We start from the raw sequence: 16,467 nt of genomic DNA, 5'->3' as shown, positions 1-16,467 counted from the left end.
TTTCTTTTTTAAGAAATCATTTATAGAAAGTTTAAATTTTCTCTTTAAAAGGAATCTCTTTTTTAATCTCTTTTTTCTTGGTGTTACCAGGGAAAGTTAATGTAGTGCTTGAATACAATGTTCCAAAAGTTATATTAGCATAATACACTTGAGAAATTGCATCTTCAATTTGTTGTGGAGATAATTCTTTTAATGGATGTGTAAAAACCGACCATAAGATTTCATCAGAAAGAGCATATTTTACATCTAAAGCAGTATGGAAATTTGCTACTAAAGAATTTAAAATTAATTCTTCAGTAAGTTGTTCTTTTTTGGCTATGGGAGAAATGATTCTCATTCGATTTGCTTTTTTATCAGCAACACAAATTAATATTCTGTTTTTATAAATAAATCTCCATGTATTATTTTGGATTAAAAGACTATCAGAGCTTTTAGTTATTATCTCATCTAGTTTTTCAATACTCATATTTTGAGCAGTGATTGTGTAACTAAAGAAAACTAAAAAAAAGAATACTAACTTCATATGAAAACAGTTTTTAATACAGTCGGAAAAAGATTAAAAAACTGACAAGTAAGCTTAGGATTCGGGGAATATTTTTTTAAACTTTTTTGGAAGCTCTTTTTTTATGTTTATTAACTCATTTGTAAATGGATGTACAAACTCTAATGATGAGGCATGTAAATACAATCCTTTACCATTTAAAACTAATTCTTTTATACAATGCTCCTTGTCGCCTAGTATAGGGTTTCCTAAGGAAAGTAGGTGTTTTCTTAGTTGATGTTTTCTCCCTGTGGCTGGCTTCAATTCTACTAAGTTTAAGTATGTAAAACGTGGTGAAGAAACTGTTTGTATTGTTTTATAATGAGTAAGAGCGTTTTTAGAATCGATAGGAGAATTTATTTCGCCGATAGATTCCATCTTTCCAATACTAATAGCGTGATATGTCTTTTGAATATTCTTTTTTTCAAATAACTGATTTAGTAAAGTAATACTTGAGGTCGTTTTACCGATTAAAAGTAGTCCACTTGTGGGGTAGTCTAAACGGTGAACTGGTCTCGGACGCACAGCATCAAATAAAGTACTTTTTGTTAGGTTTTGTTCTAAAGAATTATCGATGGTAGCAAAAGAATTTCCATTAACTAAAATCCCTGAAGGTTTGTATACAATGGCCAAATGTTCGTCTTCAAACAAAACTTCTAAAGAAAAATTGAATTTCTTAACTGTAGAGTTTTGTTCGATTTTAAATAGCTCTATTGTTTCATTGCCTCTAATAAATAAAGCGGTAGAAGCTATTTTTCCATTAACAAAAACTAACTCTTTTTTTATGGCCTTTTTTATACCAGATTTTGTTGGGATAGTTTTAAATATTCCAACGGCGTATTCTTGTAACCGAATAGGAGTTTCTAATAAAGGAACTTTGTGAGTTTCTATATGTTTCATAAATTTATATAAACCATTGCCAAGGTTCTGCAAAAATCAATATAGCCGAAATAATAAGAAGAATTAAAGAAATGTATATGGTTGATTTTAAATTATTAGAAATTAAAATAATTAGAAAGGCAAAAATCTCAAAAATAAATAAGTATACTACATAAAAATATTTAATATAATGAAGTCCAAATAAGGCCCTTTTTTTACCCGAGCTTGACATATATTCATTGTAGATGTTATAGTTGATTACAATGAAAATTATATTACAAATAAATATAAAAGATAAAAAGAGGAAGTTTGTTTTTTGGTGAAGCTTCATTGTGGTAATATCTTTTTGATTAAAACCCAACAGCTTTATCATCACCTCTAGGGTCAGCTCCTCCTTCTAGTTTTCCGTTGTTTAAAACTAATATTCCTTCAACTTTACCAATAACTGGTGCATCTTCTTCATTTAACGTATATCCAATTTTTTGTAAATCTTTTTTTACTATAGTATCAAATTTATTGGGTTCCATCATTATTACATCTGGTAACCATTGATGGTGAAAACGTGGTTGATTCACAGCTTCTTGCATTCCCATTTTAAATTCATGTACATTTAAAATAGTTTGTAAAACAGAAGTAATAATAGTTGATCCTCCTGGTGTTCCAACGACCATCCATAACTTACCGTTTTTTTCAACAATAGTAGGAGTCATAGAGCTTAACATTCTTTTTTCTGGCGCTATTTCATTGGCTTTTGCTCCAATTAAACCAAACATATTAGGAACTCCAGGTTTACTGCTAAAATCGTCCATTTCATTATTTAAAAAGAATCCTAAGTCTGAGCAGTATAATTTAGAACCATAAGCTCCATTAATTGTTGTAGTAACCGAAACAGCGTTTCCAAATGAGTCTACAATTGAGTAGTGTGTTGTTTCGTTACTCTCAACCATTTCAATGCTTCCGTGTGATACATCTTTTGATGATGTTGGTTTTTCAAAAGAAAAATCATTCATTCTATCTTTTGTATACTCTTTACTAATTAATGTTTTCAATGGAATTTTTACAAAGTCTGGATCTCCTAAGAAATGGCTTCTGTCCGCATAAGCTCTTCTTTCTGCTTCTGTAATTACTTGAATTGTTTTAGTAGAGTTATGTCCGTATTTATCTAAATCATAAGGCTCAATAGCATTCATAATTTGTGCTAAACAAATTCCTCCACTTGATGGTGGAGACATTGATATTACTCGTAAATTATCATATGAAAAAGTGATTGGTGTACGCCATTTAGCTTCGTATTTAGCTAAATCTTCTTCGGTCATAATTCCACCGTTGTCTTGCATAAATTTTACAAGACGTTTAGCAGTTTCTCCTTTATAAAATTCATCACGTCCATTTTTTAAAATACGTTCAAAAGTTTCTGCCAAAGCTGGATATTTAATAGTGTCGTTCTTTTTCCAGTTTTTATCAAAAATGATAGGTTCTTTATTAGCCTTTAAAAAATAAGGCTGGTATTTTTTTATTCTTTTTTCCTGTTTTTCAGTAACAATAACCCCTCGTTTAGCTAAAGCAATTACTGGAGTTAATATTTTAGACATTGGTAAGCTTCCAAATTTTTTATGAGCTTCAAAAACTCCTGCCACTGTACCAGGAACTCCAACTGCCATAGCTCCTAAAGTACTTTTGTTTTTAATAATGTTACCTTCTTCATCTAAAAACATGTCTTTTGATGATGCTAAAGGTGCTTTTTCTCTATAATCTAAAGCGCCAATTTCTCCATCATTTTTACGATACACCATAAAACCACCACCGCCAATATTTCCTGCGTATGGATAAGCTACTGCCAAAGCTAATTCAGTTGCGGCCATTGCATCAAAAGCATTACCTCCTTGCTTAAGAATTTCGGAACCTATTTTAGAAGCTTCTTCACGAGCAGAAACAACCATGGCTTTATCGGTAATTAAACCTGTAATTTTTTCTTTTTCTTTAGGTGTTGTTTTACAACTAACAATACTAATTAATGAAAGGGCGATTAGAAATGTTTTTTTCATATGTTTAAGCAGGCTGATTTAGTTTTGAATTGCAAAAATTGCGTAGTTCCTCAAAAAATAAGGTAAAGTCTTCTTCTAATGTTTGGTAATGGATTAATAGATCTTCGGTAGCCAAATTCATTTTTGATTTACCTTGAGTTCGTCTATTCATTCCGTTTAGTACTTCTTGAATTCCTTTGGCAAACTGGTAATTATAAAGCCAGTTGTACTTTGTCATATAAGGAAGTAACTCTTGTGTTTTTTCAGGGAGTATATCGATGTTTTCTTCTAATAATTTATATACTGAGTTAGTATATACACTAAGTGGTATTTCTGAGTACTTTTTCCAGTTTTTAGCTAAGAAGTGATCGTAAAAAATATCAATGATAACGCCATTGTAATGTCTGTAGCGTTCATGTAATCTTCTTTTACTCTTTTTAACGATTTCGTGAGTGTCGGTAAAAGTATCTATTTCTCTATGTAAAATAATGCCTTTTTTTATGCCTTCGGGGAAGTGTGAAAATTTATTTCCTTTAATATGATCGGCAATAAAATTTCCAATCATCAACTCAGTATCACTTCCAGATAGGTATAGATGGGCTAAAAAATTCATTTGATAAATGTAAAAAAAAACCACAACTTAAAAGTTGTGGTTTTAAAAAATATGTTTTTGACTAGTTTTTTACTGGAGTATTTTTTAAAATTTCTAATAAAAACTTCCAATATTTTTGAGTTGAAGAAATTTGTGCACGTTCATCTGGAGAGTGTGCTCCTTTAATATTAGGTCCGAAAGAAACCATATCCATGTTAGGATAGTTTTGACCTAAAATTCCACATTCCAATCCAGCATGACAAGCAGCTACATTAGGTTTTTCTCCATGTAAATCTTCATATAATTTTGTAACCGTTTGTAATATTTCTGAATTTACATTTGGCAACCAACCTGGATAAGATCCAGAAAACTCTACGTTAAATCCTGCTAATTCAAAAGCAGCACGCAATGAATTTGCTAAATCCCATTTGTTTGTCTCAGAAGAAGAACGTGTTAAACATCCTATTTTAATGTTTCCTTCTTTAACAATAACACGTGCAATATTGTTAGATGTCTCTACCAATCCTTCAATATCTGGGCTCATACGGTATACTCCGTTTAGAGCAGTGTATAAAGATTTGATTAAACCTTCTTGAACTCCTAAATCCATTACTTTATTTGGTGTTTCAGCAGGTGTTAATTCAATAGATAAATTAGGTTCTAAAGTCGCAAATTCAGCTTTAATATTGTTGATTAATTCGTGAATTTCAAATAAGAAAGGTTCTTTAGAAACAGTATCAATTACCACAGTAGCAAAGCTTTCACGTGGAATAGCGTTGCGTAAGCTTCCTCCGTTTATTTCAGAAACACGTAAGCCAAAATTAGTGAAACCATCAAATAATAAACGGTTCATTATTTTGTTAGCATTTCCTAAACCTTTAATGATGTCCATTCCTGAATGACCACCGTTTAATCCAGTAATTGAAATTTGAAAAGCTGTGGTGTTTTCTGGAGTATCTTCTTCGTTATAAGTTCTAGTAGCTGTAATATCTACACCGCCAGCACATCCCATACCAATTTCATCATCTTCTTCGGTATCTAAGTTTAATAAGATTTCACCTTGTAAAATTCCACCTTCAAGTCCCATAGCACCAGTCATACCAGTTTCTTCATCAATGGTAAATAAAGCTTCAATAGCTGGGTGTGCAATATCAGTTGATTCTAAAATTGCCATAATAGAAGCAACTCCTAATCCGTTATCGGCTCCTAAAGTAGTTCCGTCAGCTTTAACCCAATCACCATCTACAAACATTTTGATTCCCTCAGTGTCAAAATCAAAATCAGTATCGGCATTTTTTTGGTGAACCATGTCTAAGTGACTTTGCATTACTACCATTTTACGGTCTTCCATACCTGCTGAAGCTGGTTTGCGAATAATTACATTTCCAACTTTGTCAACCATGGTTTCTAAATTTAAGTTATTACCAAAATCAACCATAAATTGAATTACTCTTTCTTCTTTTTTAGAAGGACGAGGTACAGCATTTAAGTCAGCAAAATTTTTCCAAACTGCCTTAGGTTCTAAGTTTTTTATTTCAGAATTCATTGTGAATTGTTAGTTTAGTTTTAAAGTACGAAGATACTTTTTTTAGATGAAATATATTGGTCGTTTCTTAGCTGAAAAATTGTAAATTCGCAGCATGGATTTTTCATCAAAATTATTAGAAAATGCAGTGAATGAAGTAAGTCGATTACCAGGTATTGGTAAGCGAACAGCGCTTCGTTTAGTGTTACATTTATTAAAGCAACCTAAAGAAAATACAAAGTATTTAGCAGAGGCTTTAACCAACTTACGTAATGATGTGAATTCGTGTAAAAAATGTCATAATATTTCTGATACTATTTTATGTGACATTTGCAGTAATCCAAATAGAAATGAAGAAATTGTTTGTGTGGTTGAGGATATCCGTGATGTAATGGCTATTGAAAGTACTGCACAATTTAAAGGTTTGTATCATGTGTTGGGTGGTAAAATTTCACCTATTGAAGGTATTGGACCTCAAAACTTAAAAATAGAATCGTTAGTTGAAAAAGTTAAAGAAGGAGAAATTAAAGAGTTGATTTTTGCTTTAAGTTCTACCATGGAAGGAGATACAACAAACTTCTATATATATAAGCAGATTGAAAAATACAATATAACTACTTCTACCATTGCAAGAGGTATTGCAGTAGGAGGAGAGTTAGAGTATGCTGATGAAGTCACTTTAGGGAGAAGTATTATCAATAGAATTCCTTTTGAAAAAAGTCTCAAATCTTAGGTTATTATTTGTTGTTGTAAACAAGTGATTTAAGGCTTTGTTTAAACCATGTAATAATTCTAAAACTTATCATAAGTTTACATTTAAACTTTCAAACATTTATAAAGAAGTTATTTTAAATTTTAATAAGATTTATTTTTTCTTTATACCTTTTTTTTACATGTTTATTCCAATTATTTAATAGTTTATTCCATTTTTTCTGTTTGATTTTGAGATATTAAAGAGCTTTGAATAGAATGAAAAAAGAAAACTAGTTTACTTTTTATACAATGGGCGTAATCTGAAAAGCCTTTTTTAAATAGAGTAGGAGAATAAAAAAATAAAAAAATGGAAAATTATGTAATCGCTACCAATCAGGATGGACGTGTAGAGGCATTTTATATTGAAGAGAATATTGTTATGCATACATGGCAATTAAAAAAAGATGATAAAACTATTTGGTCAAAGCCTAATTATCTTTTTAGTAATAATAATGGTCAACTAGGGCAACCTTTAAGAAATGCTATTAAAGTTGATGCTACTTCTGATATGAATGGATATATTCAAGTTGTTGCTTATACACAAGATGGTAGTTATTTTACCTGTTATCAAAACGCTGATGGTTGGTTTGGATGGGATCTAATTACACAAAATTAAAAGTTTTTAAGTTATTAATGAAAACTTCTCATTTAAGAGAAGTTTTTGCTTTTTTTTAAAATGGTTTTTAAAACTTAACTATATGTTGGTGATAAGGAAAATTCTTTTACATGAATGAGTTAGCGTCACTATCATAACCTACAAATAAAATATTGCCAAAAACTTCTCTTAATTCCTTGCGTTTTTCAATAGAAAACTTGTTTGGAATAACTCTTATTTCTCTCAGTTTTGGTAGAGAAAGTAGTTCTTTAGGTAAATCTTCTAAAGGATTTCCGCCAAGTTCAATGCTTTCAAGTGATGTTAGTTGTAGAAGTTCTTTAGGAACTGAATGGAGTGAATTGTTAGAGATTACTAAAGTTTTTAAGTTTTTTAAGTTGGTAATAGATTCTGGGAGTAGTTCTAATTTATTTGAATTTAAATTAAGCCAAGTAAGACTTTGTGGTAATTCTGAAAATTCTTCTATATTGTTATTGTGAGCGCTTAAAGAGTTTAGTTTTGATAGTTTTCCTAAAGAAGGAAGTTTTGTTAGTTGATTATATTCAATGTTTAATCGTTTTAACTCTACTAACTCAGCTAATTCATCTGGTAAATGACTTAAATGATTATTTGATATATCAAATACGTTTAGGTTTTGCAGTTTGGTAATGTTTTGACTTATGCTTTCTAATTTATTATGTGATAGGTCTAAATCTTGTAGTTTGGATAAAGAGAATAATGCATCAGGAAGGTCTTTTAGATATTCATTTTTTGCTTTAATTTGCTCTACGTTTTGAAAGAGTCTAATTTCTTCAGGGATAATTCCTTCTCGTGATCCATTACCTCTAATCCATTTTGTAGAAACTTCGTGTGTTTCGCCAAAAAAAGTATAAAAACCTTCTTTTAATACCTTAGATACTGATTTTTTATATTCTTCACGAAGAACTAATTCGTAAGTAATAGGCTCTTTTGAGTTAAATATCATATCGTACTCCGAATCATGCCATGAAGCGCTTGATATTAAATAGGAGTCTTGTTTTTTAAGTTGCTTAAATTCATCAGTTTTTACTGAATTGATGGTGGCTATTTCAACAAGACCTAAAAATAAGTCTTTAAAAAGATCTAATTCAATTTCCATTTCATTATACCATTCCTCGATATTTTCAAATATTTGATTAACCATGTCGGTCAAATCAATTTCCCAATCCAACCAATCTTCGTTGGGCCATTCTTGATATTCATTTTCAGAACCAAAATAAAGAGTTATCCCATTGTTGTAATAGTCGTCCCAATTAATGGCAAAGGTACCTATGTTTTCTTCAAAAGGAATTTCTTTGTATGCTGATTGCAAGCGTTGTTCAATTTTTATTAAATCGGTATGCCAATCCCATTGCTTCAATCGTTTAATGATCTCTGGGTGGTCTTCTTTTATCCATAAATTTTTAGTTTGTTTTAAGTAAATTAAAGCTTCATGTATATAAGTGTTAATACTTTCTTTATAATTAATCATTTTCTGTTTTCATATTTAGGATTGTTGCATTTAAAATACTATTGAGGTTAGCATAATATTAGCGATAACGAATATACCTAAAAACTAAATTTAAAGTATCTAAATATGAAGAATGAGTAATCTTTTTTAAAGTGTTTTGTGATAAAAGAGAATAAGAACTATGAGTAAGAAAAAATACTAACTGCGCTTAGGGAATCGAGGGAAATCATTACACACGCAGTTAGTTAGTTGTCTAAGATTGTTTGTTCAATTATCTCTGTAAATGTATAATAAGTGAACTGTTGTTAGTGTAACAAATGTTACAAATTAATTGAAAAGATTAATTTATAAAACGATGTAGTTTGCTGGTGTAGAATAGGGTCGGTAGTTGATTTTTAGGTGTGAAATTTACAGTTTGATTTGTTTTAAGTGTGTTAACTTTGTTGAAAGCTAAAGAAATAAATATAAAATTGATATAATGATAAGACTACTAGAAGAAACAGATGTTAGAGGACTGAATAGTTTACCTCCAATTGATTGGAGATTTGATTATGAAAGTTTTTTAAGTGATTTTTTAGGAGAAGATTATTTTCGAGCTTTTGTTATAATTCATGAATCGAAAATTGTTGGTACTGGAAATGTTTTCTTTAAAGATAAAATAGGTTGGCTTGCTAATATAATAATTGATAGGAAACAAAGAGGAAAAGGATTGGGAGGAAAGATGGCAAAATTTCTTATAGATTTTATAAAAGATAAAGGCTGCGAAACTCAGTTATTAATAGCTACTGAATTGGGGGTTCCTGTGTATAAAAAATTAGGGTTCAGGCAGATTACAGAATATCAATCTTACGAAACAGAATTTGAAAATGATTACATTTTCTCTAATTCGATACGTGAGTTAGTGATAGGTGATTTAGAAAAAGTATATGAATTAGATTACTTAGTGAATGGAGAGTGTAGAAGACATTTATTAGAAAAGTATTGTAGGTTAGGATATGGGTATTTTGATACTAATAATGAATTGAAAGGATGTTATTTGCCTAGTTTCGGAAGAGGATTGGTGTTGTCAAAAGAGGTAAATGCAGGTGTTGAATTATTGAAATTAAAGCATGCTAAAAAAGGAAGTGTGACGTTGTTACCATTAGATAATAAAAAAGGTGTTGATTTCTTTGAAACTAAAGGTCTGAAAAAAGGAGCTAAATGTGTTAGAATGGTATTAGGGAAGGAAAACGAATGGAATCCTGAGTTTATATATTCTTATGGGAGTGGATGTTTTGGATAAATTTTATGTTGTAATTGTTTTATTGTAATCATCCCATTTTTGTATAAGGAAAGACTCAATATTAATAATTTCATTTAGGGTTAATAACTTGCTAAAATGCTCAACATAAGAAATAATGTATTTTTTGTAATAATCAAAAGAGCCATCTTTTAATCTAAATTCAAAAGACTTCCATTCTTGAAATTCGTTTAAAATATTTTCTAGAAAGATATTTCTGTTTCTTTTATTACTAAGTGATTCTCTAAGGCCATTTTCTATAAAACAATCAAACTGTTCTTTGCCAGCTTGCCCACAACAGCTAATGTTTCTTGCAATTGCTAATTTATAGGTCTCAAGACACCAACCGTATTTTTTAAGGATAGATTCGATATTCCATATTTGTTCAACTTCGTGTTCTAAATCATTTGTTCTTAGAAAATCGATATAATTAGGTATCCATTTTTTGTTTTGAAAAACTAATGAAAGTATAGCGTAAGTACCAGCAGGAGGTCCTTCTTGGTGTTCACCTCTTATCATTAATCTATTACCTTCTTCACCATCATCAGTTACTTTACAATACTCTAAAATTAATGATGCTAAACTTTCGTGTTTAGCTGCTAATTCAAAAAAAGATGATTCTTCTAATGTTTTAGAAGTGTTAGTGTTATCGATAAATTTTATCTCAAACTTTATGCTATCTAATCTATTGTTAAAATGTTGAATTACATTAGTTTGTTCGTCGGGATATAATAGTTTTATTTCTTTAATAGAGGTAATTATGGTTTCAAGTATTTGTTTTAAATCTGTTTTGTTTAAATGATTATCAGAAAGATCTTTAGTTAAAATTTTTTCATGTAGAACTTCTTTTTCCTCATAGTTATCACCGATTAAACCAAAAGCATTTATCAAAATATTTATCTTGTTCATAGATAAAGTGGGGTTAGTATATAGCGAATATACTTAAAACATGTGGTTTTAAAGAATTAAAAAAGCTCTCTAAAGAGAGCTAATTTCATTGTTAATGAGCTGATGTAGGATTATTTTAAATCGCCTACAAAAAAGTAGCTAGCTCCACTACCATGCCCGTGGTCTTTACACCAACGATTACCTCCTTGAACTACTGAGTTATATGATGCTGCAGTAGCACTAAATGTTGTTCCGTCTGCGCAAGTTACTGTACCGTATCCTCCACCATTGATTACTTGTTGCTCTTCTTTACTTAAAGCTGTACCTAAGTTTGAAATGTTGTTTATCATAATATAAAAATTTAAGTTTCTCAAATAAAAGAAATGTTATTGCATGATTGTGATGAAATTCATAAGTGTAAGTAAGAAATGTAAAAGTGATAAATTGAGTGATTAATTTTAAAGTTTTTATAGAGAAGGTTGATCGGAAGAAGTTGTTTAGGGAATAAAAAAAGCGATCCGAAGATCGCTTAAAGCTATTTTTTACACGGAAGACATCTTCTAAGTGTAGAATGGTAGCATAGCATTCCGAAACAAACAGAGCCAAGTCCACCTCCGTTAATAGATTGTTGTTCTTTTTTGTTCAAAGTTGTACCTAAGTTTGAAATGTTCTTTATCATAATATAAAATTTAAGTTTCTCAAATAAAGGGAATATTATTGAGCGGTTTATAAAGAATTCAAAAGCGTAAGAAACAAATGTATATATGTAGGAGGTATACAGAGTGTTTTTTATGTGGTTTCATTAGTAGTAGTTTTTTTAAAAAAGGATATGAAATAAAAAAAAGAAAAGAAGCTGTCCCCCCGGATACTTCTTTTCTAAATTAACTAATCAATCAAACTATTAAAAAAACTTTTAGTTTACACTTCAAAGATAGTAAGGGTTTATGGTTGTGTTTCTGAAAATTAGATGAATAGAGAAAAAGTGTGGATGAAATGTAGTAATATGTAATTAAAGAAATAAAAGATATTGTTTTACTTAGTTAAATAGTGAAGTAATCTTATTAACTAAAGATGTTTGGTGTTTAGAAGTAGGGAAGAAAGTAAGAAGAGAAAGAGGGGGAATTTATTTTCTAATTAGAAAAACTTTGTGAGTGTCAGCCAGTTTAGAGAAAGAGTTGATAGATTTAAAATACCCTAATCGATTATGTCCTTCAATTAAATGATGATTTTTTTTAGTTTTTATATTGGTATTGTCTAATTCAGGGAAATCTATAGGTTTTATAACTATTGGTGGGGTAGCCCAAGTTTTATTGTTTTTCCAGTGATTAAGATCTCTAGGGTTTAAATATGAAAAACTCTCAAAACTTTTGTGTTTTGATTTCATATCTACGTAAGAACTGAATTTGTTGAGTATGGTAAGTTTATTAATTTGATTTGTTGTGAGTTCAACTAGACTAAACTTTACTTCATAAAAATTAATCGATGAATAATTTTTAATAGTAAAAGATTGGTTAAAATGAGGGTACATCCACTGTTTCAAGACTTCATCAGGGATATGATTAAAAGCATTGTTTTTCCTAATTCTTATAAGATAGTCTTGAAAAGACTCATTGGTTAAGCGTTTTAGTTCTAAAAAGGAATTTGACATCTCATTCTAATTTAAAAATTTGGGGTAAAATTAGTTTTAGGAATTGGCCAAATTGAAAAAATTAGATAAAATGATTGAATCTATAGGTGAATAGAGGGTTTTGTTTATTTGAATAGATGTCAGATTGGGGTTAGAAAATTGATAATTCTGATTTTGTGGTGAATTCTTCAAGGAACTTCATTCCTTTGTAGGAGTTTCCTTTAGCGTTTAATTTAGGGCTCCAAACAGCAATACTGTATTTTCCTGGGTGCACTGCTATAATTCCACCGCCAACACCACTTTTACCAGGTAATCCTACTTTAAAAGAAAACTCACCAGACTCATCATAAAATCCACAAGTTTGCATTAAAGCATTGATTCTTTTTGATTGACTCTTGGTTAAGATTTGAGAATTAGTCATTGTTTTTCCTTCGTTGGCTAAGAATAAAAACACTTCAGAAAGTTCTTTGCAATTCATCTCTAAAGAGCATAGATCGAAATAGAAATCAAGAACATCAGAAGGGTTGTTTTTGATGTTTCCAAAAGATTTAATAAAGTTACATAAAGCAATATTTCTAAATCCAACTTCTTTTTCAGAAGTAGCAATTTTACTAGAGTAATTTAATTGGGGGTTGTTGGTAATATTTCTAACAAAATCTAAAAAGTCATCCTTAGGATTGTCTAATATGCTGAGAAGAATATCTGAAATAACTATAGCACCAGCGTTTATAAATGGATTTCGAGGAATTCCATTATCAGTTTCAAGTTGAACTAAAGAGTTAAAGGCATTGCCAGAAGGTTCAACGCCAAGTCGGTTCCAAATATCTTCTCCAAGAGTTCGGTAAGCTAAGCTTAATGATAAAACTTTGGAAATACTTTGAATAGAAAACTTTTCAGAATAATCTCCAATACCGAAGCTCAAATTATCCAATGTAGCTATATGAATCCCAAATTTATTTGAGTCTACTTTTGCTAATTGAGGTATATAGGTAGCTAGTTCACCTTTATTTTCAATATTGTTAGTTTTTTGATAAACTTCTTTAATTACTTCTTTGAAATCCATTAGTAGATATGATTAATACTTTGAGTATTAGTTTTAAGAATTCTAATAAGAATATAAATAACTTAGTTGTTTAATTTTTTGTCTTCATCAATAAGTTCTTGTTCGTATTTGTCCCAAGATTTTTTAGCTCTAATTTTTTTGTAAAAACGAATTCCCATCATTAGTAAAACCCCAAAAAGAATAATACCTACAACTCCCCATATCCAATTAATAGTATCTTTTAAGACAACTAAAAAAACAACAGCAAATAAAATTATGGTTGGAGCTTCGTTAAAAATACGAAGCTTTGTAGAGGTATAGCGTATCTTATCATTTTGTAATTCACTATATATTTTATGACAAAAACCATGGTAAAAATATAAGGCTAAAACAAAAGAAAGTTTAACGTGCATCCATGGCATTTCTAAATAATAAGGATTTTTCCAAAGCATCCAAAAAGCAAAAAAACTAGCTAAAAATAAGGACGGCCAAGTAATTATATACCATAAGCGCTTAGACATTAATTTGTATTGAGTTTGTAAGATAGATTTGGCAGGTTCGTCTTTTTTTTCAGCTTCTACATGGTAAATAAATAAACGACCAATATAGAATAAACCTGCAAACCAAGTTACTACAAAAATAATGTGTAAAGCTTTTACATAAAAAAAATCCATAATTAGTTTTTGTTAAAATCGTTAATCCATCCAGCTAAAACATCAACCCATTCGTCATTATCATTAATACAAGGAACGGTATAGAATTCTTCACCACCAGCTTCTAAAAACTCTTCTTTACCTTCCATGGCAATTTCTTCTAGAGTTTCTAAACAATCAGAAACAAAGGCAGGAGTAACAATTGCAAGTTTTTTAATACCGTCTTTTTCGGCTTTATTCACAATAGTTCTATCAGTATATGGTTGTAGCCAAGGGTCTACTCCTAAACGTGATTGGAATGAGGTTGAAACTTTGTTTTCATCTAAATCTAATTCTGATATTACGTTCTTAGTAGTTTGTAAGCACTGATGACGGTAACAGAATTCATGAGCTTTAGATGGAGTGCTACAACAGCTACCATCTATTTTACAATGACTTTTTGTGATATCTGATTTGTATATATGGCGCTCTGGGACTCCATGGTAAGAGAATAATATATGATCGTAATCTTTATCAGATAAGTAATCTTTAATACTGTTAGATAAAGCTTTGATGTATTCTGGTTTGTTATAAAAAGCAGGCACATCAGTAATCTTCATTTGAGGGAAAAACTCTTTACGTAATTCCTCAGCTAACACAACGATTGTTTCAGTAGTTGCCATAGCAAATTGAGGATAGAGTGGAACTAGCATGACTTCGGTAACACCTTTGTCGTGTAATTCTTGTAATCCAGTTTTTAAAGATGGGTTTCCATATCGCATGGCTAGCGCTACGGGGAGTTCAGTTTTTGCTTGAACCTTGCTTTGTAATCTTTCGGATAAAACAATTAATGGTGAACCTTCTTTCCACCATATTTTTTTATAAGCAGCTGCTGATTTTTTTGGACGAGTATTTAAAATAATACCTTTTACAATAAAAGTACGTAGCCATAATGGAACGTCAATAACGCGTTCGTCCATTAAAAATTCACCTAAATATTCTTTTACGTCCTTAGGGTCAGTGCTTTTTGGTGAGCCTAAGTTTACAAGTAAAACTCCTTTCATTATATACTTTTCAGTTGGTTTGTGGTTTCATATAGAGCAATAGCTAAACTATGAATTACATTCATAGAAGAGTTGCGTCCAAACATTGGAATGGCAACAGTTGCATCTAATAAATTTATATTTTCAATTCCGTTTCTTTCGCTTCCTAATAGCAAGACTATTTTTTCTTTAGAGGAAAAATCAAAATCTTGAATGTTTACGCTTTCGTCTGTGATTTCAATACCTATAATAGTATTTCCTTCTTCTTTTAAATTATTAATAGTTTCTTCAAAACTGGTATAATATTCATAGTCAATTTGATTTAATGTATTCCTAGCAGTTTTCTTAACAATTCTGTTTTCAACTGTTGGGGAATTTTCATGCAGAAATATTTTTTTGACACCAAAACTTTCAGAAATACGGAAACACATCCCAATATTTTCAGGTGTTCTTATAGCATCACAAACTATGGTGATGGGAAAAGTTTTTTGAGTGTTTTGTATGTCGTAATGTGTTAGTTGTTTCATTTATTCTTTTTGTAAGCTCATTACATATTGTTTTGGGGTGGTGCCAAATTTCTTTTTAAAAGCAGCTATAAAATGGCTAGAAGTACTATATCCAACTTGAATGCCAACTTCATTTACGTTAAATTGATTGCTTTCTAAAAGTTTACGAGCATGTTCCATTTTATAATCAAATAAAAAACTGTAAACCGTGTCTCCGTAAATTTGTTTAAAGCCTTCTTTTAACTTCTTTAGGTTTAAACCTACTTCGTTAGCTAGTTCTTGTAGGCTAGGAGGTTCACTCATTTTTGAAATAATAATATCTTTTGCTTTTCTAATCTTTAAAACATCTCTATCGTCAACTAAAAAAGGGCAGTATTCATCATTGGTATTTTCACCATTGTCAAAATGAAGACTTAAAAGTTCGTATGTTTTACCTTTTATATAAAGGTTACGCATAGAACTTTGGTTTTTTGCCGTTAAAATTTGCTGAAGTACTATTAAAGCGTTTGCTTTTATCTCAGTATTATCATAATACTTTTTGTTTTTGTTGTCATCACTTAAAAAAGGAATATAACTAGCCTCGTTGGAAAACAACGCGTGAAATTTTTCAATGGATATGATTATTGAAACCAAAGATGTTTTTGGTAAAATTTCTAAGTTGATAGGTAAATTCTGTTGGGGATTGTATAAGAAAATTGAATGCTTATCAAGTACATTAAAAGTATAACTATTGTTGTTAAAATGAAACTTGCAATTTCCTTTAACACAGTAATGTAATTGAATATATGAGCTGTCAATATCTCTTTTGTATACTTCTGTTTTGTTAGAATTGTTTTGGAATTTTAATACAAAAAAACCTTTTTCTAAAGAAACTTCTCTAAATGTACTTTCTGCGATGTTTTTTGACATAGATCAAAAGATAAATTAAAAATTTTTATTTAGAATGATTCTAATGTAATCCATCCTTAATAGTTGATTTTATTGCAAAAATACACTTTATCTGTGTTTTAGCATTAATTTTACGATAAAAAACAAATAACGACATTAAAAGTTCT

At 30.1% G+C, this 16,467-nt stretch carries 18 protein-coding genes; 3 read left to right on the top strand and 15 right to left on the bottom strand.

From position 1 onward, the window contains the following. Positions 1-31: 31 nt before the first annotated feature. From ACOQN8_RS00955 to ACOQN8_RS00935, 5 genes are all read right to left on the bottom strand, one after another. Positions 32-523 carry a hypothetical protein gene (locus ACOQN8_RS00955; RefSeq protein WP_420551267.1) on the bottom strand — a complete coding sequence of 164 codons (492 nt, stop codon included), beginning with the start codon at positions 521-523 and terminating at the stop codon, positions 32-34. 54 nt (positions 524-577) lie between these two features. Then, entirely contained in the window at positions 578-1,441 is an 864-nt protein-coding gene (locus tag ACOQN8_RS00950) for an RluA family pseudouridine synthase (RefSeq protein WP_420551266.1), read from the bottom strand. A 329-nt stretch (positions 1,442-1,770) separates the two neighbouring features. Next, a complete protein-coding gene (gene ggt, locus ACOQN8_RS00945; protein WP_420551265.1) occupies positions 1,771-3,465 on the bottom strand; it encodes a gamma-glutamyltransferase in 1,695 nt (564 codons plus the stop codon). A 4-nt stretch (positions 3,466-3,469) separates the two neighbouring features. Then, entirely contained in the window at positions 3,470-4,057 is a 588-nt protein-coding gene (locus tag ACOQN8_RS00940; protein ID WP_420551264.1) for an acyl carrier protein phosphodiesterase, read from the bottom strand. Positions 4,058-4,118: 61 nt separating this feature from the next. Further along, positions 4,119-5,582: an aminoacyl-histidine dipeptidase gene (locus ACOQN8_RS00935; protein ID WP_420551263.1), complete on the bottom strand. Its 1,464-nt coding sequence runs from the start codon at positions 5,580-5,582 to the stop codon at positions 4,119-4,121. A gap of 94 nt (positions 5,583-5,676) precedes the next feature. Here ACOQN8_RS00935 and recR point away from each other — a divergent pair, with 94 nt between their 5' ends. Both recR and ACOQN8_RS00925 read left to right on the top strand, forming a co-directional pair. After that, complete coding sequence (recR, locus tag ACOQN8_RS00930) at positions 5,677-6,294, top strand: recombination mediator RecR (RefSeq protein WP_420551262.1); 618 nt, start codon at positions 5,677-5,679, stop codon at positions 6,292-6,294. A 327-nt stretch (positions 6,295-6,621) separates the two neighbouring features. Next, the gene (locus tag ACOQN8_RS00925) at positions 6,622-6,930 is read left to right on the top strand and encodes a PLL family lectin (RefSeq protein WP_420551261.1); all 309 of its coding nucleotides are present in this window, start codon (positions 6,622-6,624) and stop codon (positions 6,928-6,930) included. A gap of 106 nt (positions 6,931-7,036) precedes the next feature. Here ACOQN8_RS00925 and ACOQN8_RS00920 read toward each other — a convergent pair whose 3' ends face one another. Beyond that, entirely contained in the window at positions 7,037-8,416 is a 1,380-nt protein-coding gene (locus ACOQN8_RS00920) for a leucine-rich repeat domain-containing protein (protein ID WP_420551260.1), read from the bottom strand. A gap of 457 nt (positions 8,417-8,873) precedes the next feature. Between ACOQN8_RS00920 and ACOQN8_RS00915 the strand changes: the two genes are divergently transcribed. Beyond that, entirely contained in the window at positions 8,874-9,677 is an 804-nt protein-coding gene (locus tag ACOQN8_RS00915; RefSeq protein ID WP_420551259.1) for a GNAT family N-acetyltransferase, read from the top strand. 3 nt (positions 9,678-9,680) lie between these two features. Here ACOQN8_RS00915 and ACOQN8_RS00910 read toward each other — a convergent pair whose 3' ends face one another. The 9 genes from ACOQN8_RS00910 to ACOQN8_RS00870 all read right to left on the bottom strand — a co-directional run bounded on the left by ACOQN8_RS00910 (position 9,681) and on the right by ACOQN8_RS00870 (position 16,321). Further along, on the bottom strand, positions 9,681-10,583 hold the full coding sequence (locus ACOQN8_RS00910; protein ID WP_420551258.1) for a hypothetical protein: 903 nt from the start codon (positions 10,581-10,583) through the stop codon (positions 9,681-9,683). Positions 10,584-10,693: 110 nt separating this feature from the next. After that, positions 10,694-10,912, bottom strand: coding sequence for a hypothetical protein (locus ACOQN8_RS00905; RefSeq protein WP_272149821.1), 219 nt, complete (start codon positions 10,910-10,912; stop codon positions 10,694-10,696). A gap of 185 nt (positions 10,913-11,097) precedes the next feature. Further along, entirely contained in the window at positions 11,098-11,241 is a 144-nt protein-coding gene (locus ACOQN8_RS00900) for a hypothetical protein (protein ID WP_420551257.1), read from the bottom strand. Between the two features lie 444 nt (positions 11,242-11,685). Then, positions 11,686-12,210 carry a hypothetical protein gene (locus tag ACOQN8_RS00895; protein ID WP_420551256.1) on the bottom strand — a complete coding sequence of 175 codons (525 nt, stop codon included), beginning with the start codon at positions 12,208-12,210 and terminating at the stop codon, positions 11,686-11,688. A gap of 130 nt (positions 12,211-12,340) precedes the next feature. Beyond that, the gene (locus ACOQN8_RS00890; protein WP_420551255.1) at positions 12,341-13,252 is read right to left on the bottom strand and encodes a glutaminase; all 912 of its coding nucleotides are present in this window, start codon (positions 13,250-13,252) and stop codon (positions 12,341-12,343) included. A gap of 62 nt (positions 13,253-13,314) precedes the next feature. Continuing rightward, positions 13,315-13,905 (bottom strand): CopD family protein, encoded by a 591-nt coding sequence (locus tag ACOQN8_RS00885; protein ID WP_272149818.1) that lies wholly within the window; start codon positions 13,903-13,905, stop codon positions 13,315-13,317. A 2-nt stretch (positions 13,906-13,907) separates the two neighbouring features. Further along, positions 13,908-14,927, bottom strand: coding sequence for a ferrochelatase (gene hemH / locus ACOQN8_RS00880; protein WP_420551254.1), 1,020 nt, complete (start codon positions 14,925-14,927; stop codon positions 13,908-13,910). Then, entirely contained in the window at positions 14,927-15,433 is a 507-nt protein-coding gene (locus ACOQN8_RS00875) for a TrmH family RNA methyltransferase (RefSeq protein WP_420551253.1), read from the bottom strand. The genes hemH and ACOQN8_RS00875 overlap by 1 nt, the downstream gene beginning before the upstream one ends. Next, the gene (locus ACOQN8_RS00870; RefSeq protein WP_150899738.1) at positions 15,434-16,321 is read right to left on the bottom strand and encodes a helix-turn-helix transcriptional regulator; all 888 of its coding nucleotides are present in this window, start codon (positions 16,319-16,321) and stop codon (positions 15,434-15,436) included. It lies immediately after the preceding gene. Between the last annotated feature and the right edge of the window lie 146 nt (positions 16,322-16,467).

The organism is Tenacibaculum aiptasiae, from assembly GCF_965221665.1.
GTDB lineage: Bacteria > Bacteroidota > Bacteroidia > Flavobacteriales > Flavobacteriaceae > Polaribacter > Polaribacter aiptasiae.
This window is presented reverse-complemented; position numbering and strand designations above follow the sequence as displayed.

Excerpts from the sequence above, each read along its gene's own strand:
- ACOQN8_RS00935 (WP_420551263.1), bottom strand. The coding sequence starts at position 5,582 with ATGAATTCTGAAATAAAAAACTTAGAACCTAAGGCAGTTTGGAAAAAT.
- ACOQN8_RS00875 (WP_420551253.1), bottom strand. The coding sequence starts at position 15,433 with ATGAAACAACTAACACATTACGACATACAAAACACTCAAAAAACTTTT.
- ACOQN8_RS00950 (WP_420551266.1), bottom strand. The coding sequence starts at position 1,441 with ATGAAACATATAGAAACTCACAAAGTTCCTTTATTAGAAACTCCTATT.
- recR (WP_420551262.1), top strand. The coding sequence starts at position 5,677 with ATGGATTTTTCATCAAAATTATTAGAAAATGCAGTGAATGAAGTAAGT.
- ACOQN8_RS00870 (WP_150899738.1), bottom strand. The coding sequence starts at position 16,321 with ATGTCAAAAAACATCGCAGAAAGTACATTTAGAGAAGTTTCTTTAGAA.
- ACOQN8_RS00925 (WP_420551261.1), top strand. The coding sequence starts at position 6,622 with ATGGAAAATTATGTAATCGCTACCAATCAGGATGGACGTGTAGAGGCA.
- ACOQN8_RS00895 (WP_420551256.1), bottom strand. The coding sequence starts at position 12,210 with ATGTCAAATTCCTTTTTAGAACTAAAACGCTTAACCAATGAGTCTTTT.
- ACOQN8_RS00905 (WP_272149821.1), bottom strand. The coding sequence starts at position 10,912 with ATGATAAACAACATTTCAAACTTAGGTACAGCTTTAAGTAAAGAAGAG.
- ACOQN8_RS00890 (WP_420551255.1), bottom strand. The coding sequence starts at position 13,252 with ATGGATTTCAAAGAAGTAATTAAAGAAGTTTATCAAAAAACTAACAAT.
- ACOQN8_RS00955 (WP_420551267.1), bottom strand. The coding sequence starts at position 523 with ATGAAGTTAGTATTCTTTTTTTTAGTTTTCTTTAGTTACACAATCACT.
- ACOQN8_RS00915 (WP_420551259.1), top strand. The coding sequence starts at position 8,874 with ATGATAAGACTACTAGAAGAAACAGATGTTAGAGGACTGAATAGTTTA.
- ggt (WP_420551265.1), bottom strand. The coding sequence starts at position 3,465 with ATGAAAAAAACATTTCTAATCGCCCTTTCATTAATTAGTATTGTTAGT.
- ACOQN8_RS00885 (WP_272149818.1), bottom strand. The coding sequence starts at position 13,905 with ATGGATTTTTTTTATGTAAAAGCTTTACACATTATTTTTGTAGTAACT.
- ACOQN8_RS00910 (WP_420551258.1), bottom strand. The coding sequence starts at position 10,583 with ATGAACAAGATAAATATTTTGATAAATGCTTTTGGTTTAATCGGTGAT.
- hemH (WP_420551254.1), bottom strand. The coding sequence starts at position 14,927 with ATGAAAGGAGTTTTACTTGTAAACTTAGGCTCACCAAAAAGCACTGAC.
- ACOQN8_RS00900 (WP_420551257.1), bottom strand. The coding sequence starts at position 11,241 with ATGATAAAGAACATTTCAAACTTAGGTACAACTTTGAACAAAAAAGAA.
- ACOQN8_RS00940 (WP_420551264.1), bottom strand. The coding sequence starts at position 4,057 with ATGAATTTTTTAGCCCATCTATACCTATCTGGAAGTGATACTGAGTTG.
- ACOQN8_RS00920 (WP_420551260.1), bottom strand. The coding sequence starts at position 8,416 with ATGATTAATTATAAAGAAAGTATTAACACTTATATACATGAAGCTTTA.